Genomic DNA, 18142 nt, shown 5'->3' with positions numbered 1-18142 from the left:
TGACATGACTGATCGCAAGGTCGCTCTCGCCGGCAGTCTCCGCGTTCCGCCGGAGGGCGCGGCCTTGATCGGCGAGGTCGATCCGGACGAGCCGGTCAGCGTCGTCGTCCATGTCAAGCGTCGCACGCCCGATGCGTTCGTGCCGGGCAGCGCGGGCGATCTCGCCCGCCTCACCAGCAGGCCCGTCACGCGCCGCGCGCTGGCGGCGCAGCGCCTCCGCACCCATGCGCGTGCTGCTGCGCGGATCGAGAAGCTCGCGCAGACCTGCGGGCTCGAGGTCAGCGCCGTCAACCTCGGCCAGCGCACCGTCGAGCTCAAGGGCACGGCGCGGCAGATGGCCGAGGTGTTCGGCGCCACCTTGCGGCGCTACGACGACGGCCGGCAGCAATTCCGCGCGCGGGTCGGGCAACTGACGGTGCCGGCCGAAATCGCGCCATGGACACGCGCCATTCTCGGCTTCGACCAGCGCCCGCTTGCCGCGCCGGCCGACCGGGTCCGGCCGCAGGCCGGTGACGGCACCGACGCCGGTCGCTGGCCGACCGAGATCGCGTCGCTCTACGGCATCCCGATCAATCGCGAGGCGCCCTCGGTCTGTGTCGGCATCGTCGCGCTCGGCGGTGGTTATCTCATGTCCGACCTGGTGACCGCGATGGCGGCGATGGGCCGCCCGATGCCGGAGGTCATCGACGTGACCGTCGAGGGGGACGGCAATCAGTTCGTCGATGGCTTCAGCCTGGCGGAGCAGGAGATCGCGCTCGATCTCCAGGTCGCCGCGAGCCTGCTGCCGAAGGCCCGCATCGTCGTCTATTTCGCCAACAACTCCACCGACAGCCTGACGCGCGCGGTGCATCGCGCGGTGTTCGACGACATCAACCGGCCGCAGGTGGTGTCGGTGAGCTGGGGCAACAGCGAGAAGACCTGGACCGACACCAGCCGCGACGCGATGCAGGCGGTGCTGGCGGATGCGATCAGGCTCCGCGTCAGCGTCATGTTCGCCGCCGGCGACCTGCTCGCGACCGGCGGCCTCGCCGATGGCAGGCTGCACGTGTGGTTTCCGGCCTCCAGCCCCTATGCGCTCGGATGCGGCGGCACGGCGCCGGTCCTGAACGAGAGCGGCGCCGCGATCGTTGCCGAAGCGGTCTGGAAGCAGGCGCCGACCGGCACCGGCGGTGGCATCAGCGACGTGTTTCCGGTGCCGGCGTATCAGCAGGCGCTGAATCTGCCGGCCTCGCTCAATGACGGCGCGGTGCGGCGCGGCGTGCCCGACGTCGCCTGCGCCGCCGCTGCTACGCCGGGCTATCGCATCGTCCTCAATGGACAGCAGGTAACGAAGGACGGCACCAGTGCGGCGACGCCGCTATGGGCAGCGCTGCTGGCGATGGCCAATGCCGAGCGCGCCAGCCCGGTCGGCTTCGTCAATCCGGCGCTCTATTCCGATCCGGCGCTGTGTCGCGCCATCACGCAAGGCGACAATCGCGTCGCGGGCCGCGGCTATGATGCTGGACCCGGCTGGAACGCGTGCACCGGCCTCGGCGTGCCCAAGGGCGCCGATATCATTGCAGCGTTCGCAGGGGGGCTGGTGGCGTAACGCACCAGCCGACATGGGAGCCGATCAGGCCTGGGACTCCAGCATCTGCAGCACGGAGTCCCCGGTCTTGCGGGTGTGATCGGCGAGAGCCTGCGCGAAGCCCGCGGCGTCGCCGGCGCGCAACAGGGCCATGAACGCCTCGTGCTCCCGGATCGACTCGTCCCAGCGGCGCGCGTCGTAATTGGCCACCGCGCGCGCCCGGAAGACGTTCGTATGCAGGGTGCTCCACATGTTGAACAGCACGCTGTTGCCGGCGAGCCTGGTGATCTCGGTGTGGATCTGCTGGTTGAGCCGGAAATAGGCGGCGCGCTCGGCCGCGCGATGCAGCGTCACCAGTTCGGCATGCATCGCGTCGAGCCTGGCGATGTCGCCAGCAGTTGCACGGGCGGCTGCCGCGCGGCCGGCGGCGGCATCGAGCCCGACCATCACGTCGAAGATCTCGGCGATCTCGCGGGCGTCGATCGGCGTCACCACCGGCGTGCGGTGTGGCCGCAGCTCGATCAGGCCTTCGGCCGCGAGGATCTTGAACGTCTCGCGCAGCGGCGTGCGCGAGACGCCGAAGGTCTCGCACAGCATCCGCTCGGGCAGCGGCGCGCCGGCGGCGAGCTCGCCGTCGACGATCATCTCGCGCACCTTGGCGACGAGCTGGTCGTGCAGCGACAGGCGCTCCAGCGGGCGCTTGGAATGGTCGGACGACAGCTTCAGCCGCGCCGGCTTGAAGCGCGTCTTCAGTCTGGGCCGTGGTGCTGGGGTGGTCATGTCAGCCGCAGAGGCCTCGCTGTCAGTTGCCTGAGATTCGGGCGTTGCGCCCGCAGATCAGGCAAATCGTCCAAATAATGCATCAACCTACATATTGATTTTACTTATAAAAATCAACATTGCATATCGCATCCAATTGGCATGTGGCTTGCTGATAGGAGGCCAGCGACATGGATCGACCTTGCCCTGGAGATGGACGTGAAACGCTTTCTGCTCCCCATTCTTGCCCTGCTCGTGCTGGCGCTGCCCACGCTCAGCTTTGCCGAGGACGCGCCGAAGATCAAACTCGGCTACGCCAAATGCGCGCATTGCACGCCGATGTCGCTGACGCCGCAATTCGCCGAAGGCGTCGCGATCGACGCCGTCAGCTTCAACACCGGCACCGACGCGCTGACGGCGCTGGTGTCGAAGAACATCGACGTCGCGCAGGTGACCTATCTGCACTATGCCATCGCGCTCGACAAAGGCTTCGACGTCGTCGCCATCTCCGGCCAGGTCAATGGCGGCTCGGCGATCCTGCTCGCCAACGATCTTGAGATCGCGCCGGGCGACTGGGGCGCGCTGAAGGCGCTGATTGCCAAGTACAAGGCGGACGGCAAGCCGTTCCGCGTCGCCGCCTCGCGCGGCAATGCGCAGGACATCCACATGCGCGGCGCCTTCGCCAAGCAGGGCATCGACATCAACAAGGACGTGCAGTTCATCAACATCCCCAACCCGTCGGATCATCTGCAGGCGCTGCGCCGTGGCGAGGTCGAGCTGATTTGCACCGTCGAGCCGTTCGCCACCCAGATCATGCAGGCCAAGGCCGCAAAGTTCTTCGGCTTCCCCTATGACCAGGCCGCCGGCAAGCTGACCAATCTGATCCTGACCCGCTCCGACGTCATCGCGTCGAACCCGAAGGCGCTGGAAGGCGTGGTGCGCGCGGTCGTGAAGGTCGATGCCCACATCGCCGCCGACAAGCCGGCGCTGATCGAGGTGATCTCCAAGGTCACCGGCCTCGACAAGGCGATCGCCACCGGCGCGGTCGAGAACCTCGATCCCGATCCGAAGATGTACCGCGCCTCGGCGCTCGCCATTGCCACCATGATGCGCGACCTGAAATACATCAACTCCGACGTCACGGCCGCGGTCGAGAAGAACCTCGACTACCGCTTCCTAGAAGCCGCGACCGGCAAGCCGAAGACCGAGCTCGGCTACTGAGATGGCCGCGCTCGCCCAGCTCCGAAAGCTCGACCGCTACCTTGTCCCGGTGCTCGTGCTCGCGGGCTGGGAGGCGTTCTCGCGCTCCGGCGCGCTGCCGGCGGCGCTGCTGCCGGCGCCGTCGACGGTGCTGTGGGCGTGGGCGGACTGGCTGATCGGCACCGACGGCAACACCCAGACCTACAGCGCGCATTGGCTCGCCGACATGCTGGCGAGCCTGTCGCGCGTCGCCGCTGGCTTTGCCATCGCCACCGTGCTCGGCGTCGGACTTGGGGTGGCCATCGGCTGGTCGCGCAAGATCGAGATCGTGATCGAGCCGACGCTTCAGATGCTCAGGCCGATCCCGCCGGTGTCGTGGATCCCGCTCGCCATCATCTGGTTCGGCATCGCCAACAAGCCGGCAATCTTCCTGGTGTTCCTCGGGGCGTTCTTCCCGATCCTGCTCAACACCATCCATGGCGTGAAGACCTGCGACCGCAATCTGATCCGTGCTGGCGCGATGGTCGGCGGCAGCGAGCGCAAGCTGCTGCGCTACATCGTGGTGCCCGCGGCGCTGCCGAGCATCTTTGCAGGGCTTCGCATCGGCATCGGCTCGGCCTGGATGCTGACGGTGACGGCCGAGATGGTCGCGGTGAAGAGCGGGCTCGGCTACGTGCTGTGGGACAGCTACTACTTCCTGCGCTACGATCTGGTGCTGGCGGCGATGGCGAGCATCGGCCTGCTCGGCTTCATGAGCGACCTCGCCATCCGGTTCGTGATGGCGCGCGTGCTGCACTGGCAGCGCAACACCACCTTGGGCGGCGGGGAGTAGGTCATGGCCACGATCGACATCGTCAACGTCTCCAAGACCTTCACCGACAGGAAGCGCAACGCCGAAGTGACGGCGCTCGCCGACATCAGCCTCAGCATCGCGCGCAACGAGCTCGTCTGCCTGCTCGGTCCGTCCGGCTGCGGCAAGTCGACGCTGCTCAACATGATCGCGGGCTTCGAGCAGCCGAGCGCAGGAAGCCTCACCGTCGACGGCCGGCCGGTCACGGCACCCGGCGCCGATCGCGGCGTCGTGTTCCAGCACGCCAATCTGATGCCGTGGCTGCCGGTGTGGGAGAACGTCGCCTTTCATCTGCTGCTCGGCGGCGGCCAGAAGGCCGAGCGCCGCGCGCGGGCGCAGGTCTATGTCGACATGGTCGGCCTCACCGGATTCGAGAACCACTATCCCTCGGAGCTGTCGGGCGGCATGAACCAGCGCGTCGGCATTGCGCGGGCGCTGCTGATGAATCCGCAGGTGATCCTGATGGACGAGCCGTTCGGCGCGCTCGACGAGCAGACCCGCATGGACATGCAGACCGAGCTGGTGCGCATCTGGCAGCAGCACCAGGGCACGATCGTGTTCGTCACCCACGGGATCGACGAGGCGCTGACATTGGGCACCCATGTCGCCGTGATGAGCGCGCGGCCAGGCCGCATCGCCGAGATCATCCCGATCGATTTGCCGCGCCCGCGGGATATCACCTCACCGCAGTTCAACGCGCTGAAGCGCCACATCCTCGCGCTGCTGCGCGGCGAGCGGGTGGAGCAGGAGAGGGCGCTGGCATGATGCAGATTCTGCTCCATCGAAAAGAGATGCTGGAAGTTCCTGCATCGCGGCGACGAAACACGGCATCATTGATGGCCCGCACTTGGCCGGCACGGTCGGTGCACCCTCTCCCCATGTGGGAGAGGGTGGCAGCCGAAGGCTGCCGGGTGAGGGGTCTCTCTCCGCGATCTCATCTGCCGAGGCGGACCCCTCACCCAAGCGAGTCCGCTGCACGCGCGGGCATGCCCTCTCCCGCAAGGGGAGAGGGCGCATCGATGCGCAGCTCGCCCGCGGTTACTGTAGAGGTGTCGGCCCCCGCGCCGCATCCCGTCATGGCAAGGGGGTTCAATCACCAATGACCAAACGCACCCTTCTCGGCATGCTGACGCCCTCGTCGAACACGGCGCTGGAGCCGATCACCTCGGCGATGGTCGCGGGCCTGCCGAACGTGTCAGCGCATTTCTCGCGCTTCAAGGTCACCGAGATCGCGCTGTCGACCGATGCGCTGGCGCAGTTCGACACCGGCAACATCCTGCGCGCCGCCGAGCTCTTGGCGCATGCCAAGGTCGACGTGATCGGCTGGAACGGGACCTCCTCGGGCTGGCTCGGCTTCGAGACCGACGTCAAGCTGTGCGAGCAGATCACGGCGGCCACCGGCATTCCCGCCACCACCTCGATGCTGGCGCTGAACGAGATCCTGACGACGTCAGGCGTGAGCCGGCTCGGCTACGTCACGCCCTATCGCGACGACGTGCAGGCGAAGATCATCGCCAACTACGAGGCGTTGGGGATCAGTTGCGGCGGCGACCGCCATCTCGGCCTGCAGGACAATTTCTCCTTCGCCGAGGTGACGCCGGCCGAGATCGAGACCATGATCCGCGAGGTCGCGCGCGAGAAGCCGGATGCGATTGCGGTGATCTGCACCAACATGCGGGCCGCGCCGCTGGTGGCGCGCCTCGAGCTGGAGACGGGCATTCCGATTCTCGACACCATCGCCACCGTGGTATGGAAATCATTGAAACTGGCCGGCGCCGATATCAGTGGCGTCAGCGAGTGGGGATCGCTGTTTCATCAATTCGCCTGAGATTGGGAGCGCGCGTCACATGGCTGCATTCGACACCGTCATCCGCAATGGCACCGTCGCCACCGCGAGCGATACGTTCAAGGCCGATGTCGCGATCAAGAAGGGCCGCATCGTCGCGATCGGCGAGGCCATCACCGATGCCGACGAGACCGTCGACGCGTCGGGCCTGCTGGTGCTGCCCGGCGGCATCGATAGCCATGTCCACATCTCGCAGCCCTCCGGCCCCGGCATCGTCATGGCCGACGATTTTGAGAGCGCGACGCGCGCGGCAGCCTTCGGCGGCAACACCTTCGTGATGCCGTATTGCCTGCAGGAAAAGGGCCAGCCCTTGCGCGCCGCGCTGAAGGACTACCACGCGCTGGCCGACCAGGCCTGCTACGTCGATCACTCCTTCCATCTCATCATCGCCGATCCCTCGGACGCCGTGCTCGGGCAGGAGCTGCCTGCGCTGGTCGCCGACGGCTATTCGTCGCTGAAGATCTTCATGACCTATGAGGGGCTCGCGCTCAGCGATTACGAGATCCTCGGCGTGCTGCAGGTTGCGCGCGAAACCGGCGCGCTGGTGCAGATCCACGCCGAGAACTACGACGCCATCCGCTTCCTCACCGATCGGCTGGAGCGCGCCGGCAAGACCGCGCCGTATTATCACGGCAAGTCGCGCCCGATTGCGGTCGAGCGCGAGGCCACCCATCGCGCGATCTCGCTGGCCGAACTGATCGACGTTCCCATCGTGATCGTGCACGTCTCCAACCGCGAGGCGATGGAGGAGATCCGCCGCGCGCAGGCTCGGGGGCTGAAGATCCACGGCGAGACCTGTCCGCAATATCTGGTGCTGACGGAAGAGGACATGCAAGACATCAATAAGGATGGCCTCAACATGGAAGGCGCCAAATATGTCTGCTCGCCGCCGCCGCGTGACAAGGCGAGCCAGGAGGCGTGCTGGGAAGGGCTGCAGAGGGGCGTGTTCTCGCTGTTCTCCTCGGACCACTGCCCGTTCCGCTATGACGACGAAGCCGGCAAGCTGACGCCGAAGGGCCGCACCAGCTTCCGCTGGGTGCCGAACGGCATCCCCGGCGTTGAGACGCGGCTGCCGATCCTGTTCTCCGAAGGTGTCAGCAAGGGCCGCATCACGCTGAACCAGTTCGTGGCTCTGACGGCCACCAACCACGCCAAGACCTACGGCCTGAAGGGCAAGGGCTCCATCGCCATCGGCTATGACGCCGACATCGCGCTGTGGGACCCGCAGAAGACCGCCAAGATCAGCCAGTCCGGCCTGCACCACGGCTCCGACTACACGCCCTATGAAGGCATCGAGATATCAGGCTGGCCTGTCGCGACCATGCTGCGCGGCAAATTCGTCGTGCGCGATGGCCAACTCACTGGCGCGAAGGGCGAGGGCCGCTACGTCACCCGCGGCAAGCCGGGCGCCGTGGCCTGAGGCACGCTCTTTGCGCCGTCATTGCGAGCGAAGCGACGCAATTCAGAGTCGTGAGCGGCACTCCGGATTGCTTCGTCGCTGCGCTCCTCGCAATGGCGAGTTGGAGACAGCTGCCGACCCTCCCCTGGAGGGGCAGGGCGATCGCATTTGACGAAATGCGGCAATCGCAGCACTAACGCCTGCCAATCAGTTACTCCGTCATGCCCGGGCTTGTCCCGGGCATCCACGTCGTTCCTCGGACGCCGGGCGACGTGGATGGCCGGGACAAGCCCGGCCATGACGACGTGGAAACAGACAGGCGCAACGCGTAGACCGCCATACGCGATCGCCCTGCCTAAAGGAGGAGGGGCGGCGCGTGCGCAGCGCGCGGCGGGGTGAAGCCAAGCGCGCGATCTATCAGGGCGGTCCTCCACGTCAGCATCGGCCTCGCCTCACTTGACACCGCGCGCGGATGGTCTGTCACCCCACCCCGGCTCCCATTCGCTTCGCTCATGTGAGCCGACCCTCCCCCTCCAGGGGCGGGTGAGCACCGAGCCGGTCGAGCCACTGGCCCTCCCGCACCGCACCATCCACCCTCGCGACCCACGCCACATCCCTTTCCTGTATCGGATGTGTCGAACCCTTGTTACAACTCCGCGACATATTCCTTGTCAGACAAGGAGTGCCGCCATGCCCGCGCTTGCATTTTCCAACAACGACATTGCCGTCGTCGCCTGGACCTTCGATCGCCGTCTCGACGGCTGCCTCGGCTTCGCCATTCACCAGATCGACGTCGCCGCCAACACCGACACCGTGCTGCCGGCACTGGCACGCTTTGCCGGCCAGACCGCGGACAAGCTCACCACCGAGCAGGCACCGATCCAGAAGTTCTGGTGGAAGGATCTCTTCGCCAGGCGCGGCCGCACCTATCGGTATCGCATCGTGCCGATGGGCGGCGTGCCCGGACAGCCGCTGACGCCACTCGCCGGTGTCGCGCCGCTGGAGAGCAACGACGTCACCTTGACCCCGGACCGGCCGCCGTTCCAGGCCTATTTCAACCGCGGCATCACCGCGACCCAGGCGCTCAGCCACGCGCTGAACGATCACCCCAGCGTGCCGGCGCTGGCGCCGCACATCCTCGATCCCGCCGATCCGATCCGCATCCGCCTGATGGGCCAGCTGCAGGAGGGGCTGACCTCGCTGTTGAAGCGCGCCGACGACGGCGGCGGCACCATCCATGCCGCGCTGTACGAGCTCAACGATCCCAACGGGCTCGAGAAGCAGCTGCAGCACAATCCGAACAGCCGCATTGTCATCCTCGGCAACGAGCAGGCGCCGGACAGCGACGACGCCGATGCCAAGAACCGCGCGGCGCTGAAGGCCGCCGGCGTCGACGTGATCGACCGCATCCTCGGCAAAGGCAGCATCCCGCACAACAAGTTCATGGTGCTGACCGAGAAAGGCAAACCGACCGCGGTGCTCTCCGGCTCGACCAACTGGACCTCGACCGGCCTGTGCACCCAGACCAACAACGCGCTGGTGGTCGAGAGCCCAGAGCTGGCCGAGCGCTATCTGTCGTATTGGACCGCGCTGAAGGCCGACGTCGACGCCGCCGATGGCGACAAGACGAAGCTGCAGTCGCAGACGTTGCGCGACTTCGCCCATGCCAACAACGAATCCTCGATCACATCTCCGATCGATCTCGGCCATGGCGTCACCATCGAGCCGATGTTCTCGCCGAACACCAAGGGCAAGCTCGGCAAAAATCCGACGACGCCGGATGACATGGGCCGCGTGTTCGAACTGATGCGGGCAGCGAAGCACGCCGTGCTGTTCCTGGCCTTCGATCCCGGCAACAACTCGATCCTGGACGTCGCCGGACAGCTGCTCAAGGACAAGCCGGATCTGTTCGTGCGCGGCGCGCTGACGAGCCCGGTGCGCGCCACCAACTTCTCGGCGGCGCTGCATTCGGGCGGCCACACCGACGGCGCGGACGAGGGCGGGGATGCGACGGACGCCGCAGCGACACCCGAGGTGAAGGTGGTCGGCGAATCCGGCACGCCGAAGAAGCCTGGCGACAAGGGCAGCATCGATTTCCGCGGCGTGCCGGCCGGCGCGGTGAAGGACGCCTTCGGCAAGTGGGAGAGCGAACTCGCCAAATACGGCTTCGCCATCATCCACAACAAGATCGTGGTGATCGACCCGTTCAGCGACGACTGCGTCGTCGTCACCGGCTCGCACAATCTCGGCTTCCGCGCCTCGCACAACAACGACGAGAACATGCTGATCATCCGCGGCCATCGCGGCCTTAGCGAGGCCTATGCCTGCCACGTCCTCGACCTCTACGACCACTACGCCTGGCGCTGGCTGTTGAAGGCCCATCCGGAGATCTTCGGCAAGCCGCTGCAGGGCGACGACACCTGGCAGGAGCGCTACATCAAGGGGAATGAGGAGAAGTCCTCGGAGCTGCGGTTCTGGCTGTCGGCGGCGGCGAAGGGCGCGACCGGTGGCGAGAGCAGCGGCGGCGCCGTGGCTGAATCGAGCGTTACGGCTCCCGCAAAGAAGAAGCCGGCGAAATCGCCGGCCAGCGTCAGCGCGCCCAAGCCAGCGCCCGCAGAGCCCGCACCGGCGAAGACGGTCGCTGCGAAGACTCCGGCCAAGGCCGGGACCACCAAGGCGAAGACGCCGACAAAGCCCGCCAAGAAGGCCTCGAAGAAGGCCGCCGCAGCAGCGAAGACCTCGGCCGGCCGCAAGAAGACGACCAAGAAGAAGGTCGCCAAGAAGGCGTCGAAGGCCGCCAAGAAGAAGACCGTCGCGGCGAAGAAGGCGAAAGCGAAGACAAGCAAAAAGGTCGCGAAGAAGGCTGCGAAGAACACCAAGCGGGCCAGGAAGAGCGCCGTGAAGAAGAGGCGGTGAAGGCCTTTGGCGTAGAACCGTGGCCACGGGCGATCCAGCTCTCGACGGCTTGCGAGAGCTTTCGCTCCCCGGCTTCAACTTGGCTGAAGACGAAACCATCGGAGAGCCCAGGTGCGCACTGTCCTTTTCGTCGTTGGCGCTGCCATGATCGTCGCCAACACTCACGCATTCGGTCAAGCCAACTGTGATGTTATTGACGAGTGCGCGAAGGCCGCATTGCAGACGGCGCAAGCTGCGCTGAACGAGGCGCAGAGCCTCAGGCAGGAGCTGCAGCAGCTCAAGGCCGCCGTCGGCACCCAGGAACAGTCCAACCTCGCCGCGCGAACCGCCGTTCAGGGGCTCATCGACAATTCAGCCAAGCCGCCTCGCATTGGTACGGTGACCGTGAGCGCAGTAAGAGCTACCCAAGATGTGTCCTGTGCAAATGGCGAGTATCTGGTCGGGGTGAGATACAGCTGGAGCGGGACCTGCCAGCGTCAATGTGACGGTGATGGACCAATCCTGTATTCGGTCGCCCCTATCTGCCGAAAGCTGCAGTGAAACGTCTTTTTCGCGAGGTGAGATATTTGCTTGTTTGTTTAGCGCGAAGTCGACTGGCGCTGGCTGCTGAAGACGCACCCCGATATCTTCGGCAAGCCGCTGCAGGGCGACGACTCCTGGCAGGAACGCCACATCAAAAGGAATGAGGAGAAATCGCCGGAGCTGCGGTTCTGGCTGTCGGCGGCGGGGGGCGGCGGCGCGGCTGAGGCAACTCTGGCGCCGAGCAAGCCCGCGAAGCCCACCGGAACCACCAAGCTGGCCAAGAAGCCACCCGCAAACACGACGCCTGCCAAGACATCGGCCAAGACCGCCAAGAAGGCCCCAAAGAAAGCCGCCGCGGCGGCCAAGACCTCCGCGGGCCGCAAGCAGACGAAGAAGGAGACTGACCGCCCAGAGGCGGAACGCTTTACTAGAAAACGTCCAACGATCGAATATTCCCTTTACGGAATAATCAAGTCTTTGATACATCTCCGATAAAGGAGTCTCGATGCCCAAACTGACCGGACAAGTTGTCAAAGCGGTGCGCGTGCAAAACACCGATCTTGGAAGAATCGTAGGTAAGTCGCTGAAAAGCTTGCGCGAACTGGCTGGCGTCACCCAGATGGAATTAGCAGACCGACTGGAAGTAGGCCAAGCGGCGATCTCAAAAATTGAAAACCGGGGCGATGTCCAGATTTCGTCCCTGCAAAAATATGTCCATGCGCTCGGCGCTACCTTACGGATCGAAGCAACCTTCTCGGCGAAGGCTCTTGCAGAGCTGTCGATCGGGCGTGCGTTTGATGCCGACCTGCAGGATGATGACCAACTTGTCTTTCCGATTTTTGGCGATGAACTGTTCCGCGCGCAGCGCGATGTCGTTCTCAGCATTCGTCCAAATTACTCGACCAAAATAATGCAGGGCATCAAGACGGTAGAGCTACGGCGGCGGTTTCCGGTGTCTGCGCCTCGCGGCACGATCGCATACATTTACTCAACATCCCCAATTCAAGCGATGGTCGGCAGTGCAGAAATCGCCGAGGTTGTAAAGCTACCTGTCGCCGATATTTGGAAGAAATTCAACAAAATGGCGCAGATTGAGCGCACCAGCTTCAATGAATACTTTTCCGGGGTAAAGTACGGCTTTGCTCTTCGATTTACGAACGTGCGACCGTTCAATCACCCAATCGATTTGAACGAACTTCGCAAGAGATTTGCTTTCGAACCTCCACAATCGTTCCTTTACGCAACACCTCTCCTCCGTACGGCCCTCCAAGATGAGTACTCAAACGTATCTTATTGATACGAACGTCATCATCGGCCTTGAAGACCACAAAACTGTACAGCCTGCGTTCGCCGCGCTCCTGAGCGTAGCGGCGCGGAACAAAGTGGACATTATGGTCCACGAAGCCGCGCGCGATGACTTGTACCGCGATCGGGATGCCAAGCGTAAAGCCATCTCTCTAAGCAAGCTTGAAAAATTTCAAGTCCTGAAGAAGGTTCGGGGCCTCACCCAAGCTCAGCTAGAGCAAAAGTTCGGCGTTTTAAAACGGCCGAATGACGTGGTCGATGCCACGCTCTTAGATGCCCTTGATCGCAGCGCCGCCGACTTTCTTGTCACAGAAGATAGGGGCCTCCACGAGCGCGCACGGCGCGTCTCGCCAGAGCTAGGACGACGCGTTCTGTTCGTCGCCGACGCGGTACAGCTTCTTAAGACAACGTACGAACCGGTCGAAGCACCTCTTCGTTACGTCGAAGAGGTGGCAGCAAACGAAATCCAATTGACCGACAGCATCTTTGCGAGTCTCCGAGAAGACTATCCGGATTTCGAGATCTGGTGGCGTGAGAAATGCGTCCGTGAGCACCGCGAATGCTGGGCGGTGTTCGACGACGGCCTCGCCGGTCTCATAGTGAGAAAGGATGAGACTGCGGCGAACACCGACGCGACCACCAAGGTTGCGAAAATCTTGAAGATCTGCACATTCAAAGTTCGTCCGGAAAAGCGCGGCGTGAAGCTCGGCGAGCTTTTGCTGAAAAAAGCCTTCTGGTTCGCTCAGGCGAATAATTATGAACTCGTTTACTTGACCACGTATGACACGCAAGTCGCACTGATTGATCTCCTCGAATATTACGGCTTTCACCACACGGCGACAAAGCCTGACGGCGAGCTGATCTACGAGAAAGTGTTCTCACGCGATCGGCTTGAGTTGGTGACGGGTGTTTCCACCTTCGAGTTGGACCGGCTCCATTACCCGCGTTTCGTCGCAAGCGCTCCAATCCGCGCTTTCGGCGTGCCGATAAAAGAGGGATACCACGACACTCTCTATCCTGATTTGCGGAACCCAGTTGAACCCGATCTCTTCGAAATGATCAGTGCGGGTGGGGGACCTAAGCGGCCCGGCAATACGATCCGCAAGGTCTACCTTTGCCGCGCACCGTGAAATCTTGGGCCACCAGGCTCTCTCCTACTTTTCTACAAAGGGAAGGCGGACGACCCACCGTCACAAGCGATGACAAGTGTCGGAATTTTTGAAGAGCTTAAGTCAGCGCATTCAACAAAAGAGCTAATGCACCTTGCCGGCGGGCGGTCTGTCTACAGCGAGGCCGAGCTGGCAGAATGGGAGGCCACTTCCGCGAGGCCTGTCAAGGTCATCAACTACCTATTGGCCGCCTATATTGATCCGCCTATTACTCTTGCCGAGCTAATTGAACTTGGAGTGATGACGGAGAACCCGCCGCAGTCGATATTTGAGATTCGTCGCCTGCAACTCGACGCGTTGCTGCCGCGGTTAAACTTGGGTTTCCGAACATGAGGCCGAAAATTGTCGCACTGACGGGTTTGTCTGGTGTAGGAAAGTCGACACTGCTCGTGGCCGTCGCACCTCGGCTGCCTTTCCAGCATTTGGAAGCATCGTCTCTGATCAAAAAAGGCCGTGCAATTATGCTCGGGCAAACCGTAGCACAAGATCAGTTGCGGTATTCTGACTTGGACGAAAATCAGAATCTTCTCGTTCGCGGACTAGAAGCCTCCATCAATCACGCGAGCCAGCTTGTGGTTCTCGATAGCCATACGCTGATCGAGCGAGACACAGAACATTTCCTCATTGGTCCGGAAGTTTTCGCGGCTCTCGAACTTGCAGTCATGATTTTCTTGCGTGAAGAGCCACACGAAATTGAAAAGCGGCGCGTTAACGATCAATCTCGTTTACGGCCACGAAAAGATGCTGCTGCTCTGGCCAAGGTGCAAGCTGAGGCCGTGGCCCAGGCTGAGCTGATTTGCCGCGAGATCGGCGTGCCCCTGCATGTTGAAATGCCATCAAACGTTGACGGCTTGGTCGATTTGCTATGTCGCTATAGCAATTGACGGATCATGGCCTATGCGCTGCATTTTTTGCGCCGACTCCAGCTTCTCACGAAGTGAACGAGCATCATTCCAGAGCACGGTGCACATTACTATCGCATTGGCTCCAGGGGCTTCCCGACCGACTCAAAGCGGTCCTCGTGAGGAGGCGGTGAGTGTTCTGTGGGCGACAGGCGCCCGGATTGCGGCAGCGCAAAATCAGGCGTGCTTTCGGAGCTGTTTGGCAGGCGTACCCGGGTGAGGCGAGCGCGGCCTATTACGTTATTTCTTCTTCGACGCGGGACCCGGCGGGACTGACGGCGCTCCGCACCCCGCCTCCGACGACTGATTGACCGACGCCGTCACCTTGCCGTTGGATTCGACCCGCGACACGCCCGTCGTCATGTCGACCAGGAGGCGATCGCCGCGCAGCACGTTCCGGCACTGGGTCACCACCACCCCGCCGAGCATGGTGATCAGGTTGGTCTTGGTGTCGAACACCGCGCTCTGGCCGGTGACGACCTGATCTTTCTGCGTGACGACGACATCGCCGCGCGCCTCCAGGCGCCTGATCGCGGAACTGCCGCTGGGGCCGGGCGAGGCCGATTGCAGCGGCGGACCGGATTTGGCTGCGTCGCTCGCGCTGGACGAGGACTGTGCCGCGGCCGTGTAGAAGACGTCGAGGCTCTTCGACGTCATCGTCGTGTCGCCTTGGACGACTTTCACGTTGCCGGAGAAGGTGGCCTGCTTGACCTTGTCCCGCACCTCGAGCGCATCAGCCTCGATCTGGATCGGCTGATCGCGGTTCTGCACAAATCCCTGCATGGCATTGGGGTTTGAACTCTGTGACTTCGCGTCATGAGTGGTGCCGAGCGCGAGGGTGAAGATCGTCACCAGCGTGGCGGCGCGTCGATGGAAGTTGCGGGGGGCGGCGACAAGGCGCTTGGACATGCGGCCACGCTACGAAAAAATCGGTTTCAATGGAATGGGATAGAATGCGCTCGCCGAGTGCCGTTTCGCGCTGATGTGTGCGGCCATGTTGGACGCCAGCACGCCGCCGCCACCTCAAGCATCGTCGTGTTCGCGCTGTTGGGCTGGATGCTTGACGCTCAGGATCACGATCTCGTTCGCTCCATCGTCAACGGTGTAATAGATGAGATAGCTGTATCTGGGCGTTACGAACTTTCGGACGCCCTTGGTCTGTTGCGGACGACCGACGTTTGGAAACAGGATGATGTCCTGAAGGCTCTCGTAGATCGCGGCGCGCACGCGTAGCGCAGCGGCAGGGTTGTGAAGGCGGATATCGTCGGCGATCGCCGCGATGCTCTCGACCGCGCGAGGGCGTAAAGCGAAGCTTCACGGATCGAAGCGGCGAAACGCGGCCTCGATCTCCGTGTCCGTTGCGAACCGGCGGCGCTTGGCCTGCGCAAGGCTCTCCAGCACGTCCGGCAGATGCGAGGGGGCAATCTCTTCCGGCTCGCTTTCGTCGCCGGCAAGCGTCAGCATCGCGCGCGCGATTTCGTCTTGCGTCTCGGGCGGCAGGCGGCGAACGGCTGCGAGCGCCTGATCGAGCAGTTTGGTCATGTCCGGCTCCTTGCAAGAGATGATAGAGCGCCGGGACGGATTTTCCAGGGGGGGGGGCTAGGTGTCGCTTTTCAGAAATATGCCCTGCTCCGCGCATCCTGCTCCCGATGTCCTCATTGCAGGCAATCTCCGTAACCATTCTTTTGGTGTCGATTGATACGGTGTACCTCCAATGTGACCGGACATGGCGTCGTGACCGATCCAAAAGGCCTTCAATTTGCAACCGCTGACGACTTGCGCGCCTTTGAGCGTGCGATGTCGGAGTTCTTCTGGACTGAGAACTTCGCCGGTGCCGAACATGCGCTCGACAGCGCGATGGACAAGCATCCTTCGCCGTTCTCGGCGATCTGCCGGGCCACGCCGCAGGCTGCAGTGTCGATCCGCGGTTGGGATGAGCTTTGTGCGCAGATCGAGAGCCCGTCGCGGAGGAGCGATCGGTGCAGTGCGATCGAGATCGATCTGTCCGGGCATGCCGATCGGGAGATTGCGCCCGGACTCATCGAGCCCGGCTTCGAGTGCTCCTACTTCGACGATTCGATGTATCCCTTTTCGGCGGCAGGACATGACGAGATATTGTCGAGATGCAAGGCGGGCCATGTCCCGTGGCAGGGTGGGTTCTTCGACATCGATTACGCGTTGACCTGCGAGGGGCTCGGCCAGCTCTACGCCGCCATCCTCGGCTATCCGCACCGGCATTGGCATTCGAACTTCTCCTCTGCCGGAGAAGTGCCGTCAGGTTTCGTCTCGTATACGCTTGCCTGCTGGTTTCTCTACCTGCGCGTCCATCAGGCGATCCGGCTGGAGTTGGGCGCGCGCGGCCTGCCGCGGCCGTTGCCGGTCGTGGTTGGCGAGCACGACTTCGGACCGACTTTGCTTGCAGTCTATATGTCGGAAAAGGTCTGCGACAGCCGTGCGGCCACCGCGCACATCGTCGCGCAACGCGACGCCGAGGCGCAAGCCTTTGACGACAAGATCACAGAGGATGAGGTGCGGGGATTTCGCGAGCGGCGTGACGGCATCCGCAGTTGGCCGTTCTTCTGGAATCGCAGGGAACGCAAGATCTTTGTCGAATACAGCATGGCGCATGAGAAACTGATCCTGGATGCCAACGGCCTGTCGGCCGATCGACCAACCTGGAAAATGTCGGATCAGGCGTTCGAGTCGCTCATCGCGCGTTACCGCGCCGCTCGCGCATCGCGTCACCTGGGAGCTTGACTTGCGCGAAGCCGCGCATGGGCAGGCCGCCGATCCGGAACGAGAGATTTCGACAGGGCCTCGGTCGGACACGGAACGCAAGCCTCGACGATGGCCATTCGAACGCCTGGAAAGCCAATATTTCGGCTTTTCGAAAATTTCTCTTTCGCGTTTCCGGAAATTGTGCTTTACTCCGTGTGTCCCGCCCCAACGAGGGGACGCTTCGCGGTCGTCACGGACGTCGGGTGCGGGATGCGATGGGCGCTGGGGGTCGCAGCATGGTTTTGCCATGCCGACGAACGACCGCTGGCGCACGGCGAAATCGCGTGGTCCTGGCCTCCCGATGCTGAGGTCAAGCCTGCGGGCGATGCGGATGACGCAGCCTGCGGGTGATGGGGGCAAACAAGCCCGGTCCCCAGGGAGATCGCGTATAAGTCGTCAAACATCGCGCGGGGAGGGCCGGGTGTGTCGGCCAGACCTGTGGTACCTGCCGCCTGCATTTTTTTCCGCAGGCGGGCCACGGGCGCGGCCAGCGCCCGGCCTTCCCTGCGCCCTCAGTTAGGAGAGGGCGGTGAGAATGGCACATAGCTCGGGCGCAACGCGCCGCGAGATCGCGAAGGTGTGGGGGAAGGTTCAGCTGATTAGCCAAGCGAGATCGACGCCCGCCTTGGTAAGGCGCGTCCGGCGATGCCTGAGCGTTTGAGGCGAGCAATCGCGGCGACGGTGGTGCGCTCCCCTCCCCCTTGCGGGGAGGGGTCGGGGGTGGGGGTTCCTTGCTCAGGACGGAATTTGTGGCTAGCCCCGGCGCGCGGCGCTGTGCGCCGGCTTCCTACCTGCAAGGGGAGCGAGGTATGACCTGTGAGTTGGCTGCTTGGTGGGCCTTCAGTGGGACGCGACCCAAATGCAGACCATTTCTGTGGACCCCCACCCCCGACCCCTCCCCGCAAGGGGGAGGGGAGCGCGCCGCGTGC

15 protein-coding genes and 1 pseudogene are annotated in these 18142 nt (G+C 63.4%); 12 read left to right on the top strand and 4 right to left on the bottom strand.

The features are described from left to right. The first annotated feature begins 4 nt into the window (after positions 1–4). Complete coding sequence (locus LQG66_RS16650; RefSeq protein WP_231327278.1) at positions 5–1588, top strand: S53 family peptidase; 1584 nt, start codon at positions 5–7, stop codon at positions 1586–1588. 24 nt (positions 1589–1612) lie between these two features. Here the strand turns inward: LQG66_RS16650 and LQG66_RS16645 are convergent, their stop codons facing one another. Then, positions 1613–2347: a GntR family transcriptional regulator gene (locus LQG66_RS16645; protein ID WP_231327277.1), complete on the bottom strand. Its 735-nt coding sequence runs from the start codon at positions 2345–2347 to the stop codon at positions 1613–1615. A 192-nt stretch (positions 2348–2539) separates the two neighbouring features. On the opposite strand from LQG66_RS16645, the gene LQG66_RS16640 reads away from it, so the two are divergent. The 10 genes and pseudogenes from LQG66_RS16640 (at position 2540) to LQG66_RS16590 (ending at position 14417) form a co-directional block, all read left to right on the top strand. Further along, positions 2540–3547, top strand: coding sequence for an ABC transporter substrate-binding protein (locus LQG66_RS16640; RefSeq protein WP_231327276.1), 1008 nt, complete (start codon positions 2540–2542; stop codon positions 3545–3547). 1 nt (position 3548) lies between these two features. Next, a complete protein-coding gene (locus LQG66_RS16635) occupies positions 3549–4358 on the top strand; it encodes an ABC transporter permease (protein ID WP_231327275.1) in 810 nt (269 codons plus the stop codon). Between the two features lie 3 nt (positions 4359–4361). After that, the gene (locus LQG66_RS16630; RefSeq protein WP_231327274.1) at positions 4362–5141 is read left to right on the top strand and encodes an ABC transporter ATP-binding protein; all 780 of its coding nucleotides are present in this window, start codon (positions 4362–4364) and stop codon (positions 5139–5141) included. Between the two features lie 334 nt (positions 5142–5475). Beyond that, a complete protein-coding gene (locus tag LQG66_RS16625) occupies positions 5476–6204 on the top strand; it encodes a maleate cis-trans isomerase family protein (protein ID WP_231327273.1) in 729 nt (242 codons plus the stop codon). A 19-nt stretch (positions 6205–6223) separates the two neighbouring features. After that, positions 6224–7642 carry a dihydropyrimidinase gene (gene hydA / locus LQG66_RS16620; protein WP_231327272.1) on the top strand — a complete coding sequence of 473 codons (1419 nt, stop codon included), beginning with the start codon at positions 6224–6226 and terminating at the stop codon, positions 7640–7642. 669 nt (positions 7643–8311) lie between these two features. Beyond that, positions 8312–10537: a phospholipase D-like domain-containing protein gene (locus LQG66_RS16615; protein WP_231327271.1), complete on the top strand. Its 2226-nt coding sequence runs from the start codon at positions 8312–8314 to the stop codon at positions 10535–10537. Between the two features lie 111 nt (positions 10538–10648). Then, positions 10649–11077 (top strand): hypothetical protein, encoded by a 429-nt coding sequence (locus LQG66_RS16610; protein ID WP_231327270.1) that lies wholly within the window; start codon positions 10649–10651, stop codon positions 11075–11077. 487 nt (positions 11078–11564) lie between these two features. Further along, positions 11565–12356: a helix-turn-helix domain-containing protein gene (locus LQG66_RS16600; RefSeq protein WP_231327269.1), complete on the top strand. Its 792-nt coding sequence runs from the start codon at positions 11565–11567 to the stop codon at positions 12354–12356. Continuing rightward, positions 12331–13866 (top strand): annotated as a pseudogene (locus tag LQG66_RS16595) (GNAT family N-acetyltransferase). Before LQG66_RS16600 ends, LQG66_RS16595 begins: the two are co-directional and overlap by 26 nt. Next, a complete protein-coding gene (locus LQG66_RS16590) occupies positions 13863–14417 on the top strand; it encodes an ATP-binding protein (RefSeq protein WP_231327268.1) in 555 nt (184 codons plus the stop codon). The pseudogene LQG66_RS16595 and the gene LQG66_RS16590 overlap by 4 nt, the downstream one beginning before the upstream one ends. 258 nt (positions 14418–14675) lie before the next feature. Here the strand turns inward: LQG66_RS16590 and LQG66_RS16585 are convergent, their stop codons facing one another. The 3 genes from LQG66_RS16585 to LQG66_RS16575 all read right to left on the bottom strand — a co-directional run bounded on the left by LQG66_RS16585 (position 14676) and on the right by LQG66_RS16575 (position 15977). Next, positions 14676–15344 carry an LptA/OstA family protein gene (locus LQG66_RS16585; protein ID WP_231327267.1) on the bottom strand — a complete coding sequence of 223 codons (669 nt, stop codon included), beginning with the start codon at positions 15342–15344 and terminating at the stop codon, positions 14676–14678. A 114-nt stretch (positions 15345–15458) separates the two neighbouring features. After that, a complete protein-coding gene (locus LQG66_RS16580; RefSeq protein WP_231327820.1) occupies positions 15459–15695 on the bottom strand; it encodes a type II toxin-antitoxin system RelE/ParE family toxin in 237 nt (78 codons plus the stop codon). 54 nt (positions 15696–15749) lie between these two features. Further along, on the bottom strand, positions 15750–15977 hold the full coding sequence (locus tag LQG66_RS16575; protein ID WP_231327266.1) for a hypothetical protein: 228 nt from the start codon (positions 15975–15977) through the stop codon (positions 15750–15752). A gap of 372 nt (positions 15978–16349) precedes the next feature. Between LQG66_RS16575 and LQG66_RS16570 the strand changes: the two genes are divergently transcribed. Beyond that, positions 16350–17192 (top strand): hypothetical protein, encoded by an 843-nt coding sequence (locus LQG66_RS16570; protein ID WP_231327265.1) that lies wholly within the window; start codon positions 16350–16352, stop codon positions 17190–17192. The last annotated feature ends 950 nt before the right edge of the window (positions 17193–18142 follow it).

The sequence above is a fragment of the Bradyrhizobium ontarionense genome, assembly GCF_021088345.1.
Taxonomy (GTDB): domain Bacteria; phylum Pseudomonadota; class Alphaproteobacteria; order Rhizobiales; family Xanthobacteraceae; genus Bradyrhizobium; species Bradyrhizobium ontarionense.
This window is presented reverse-complemented; position numbering and strand designations above follow the sequence as displayed.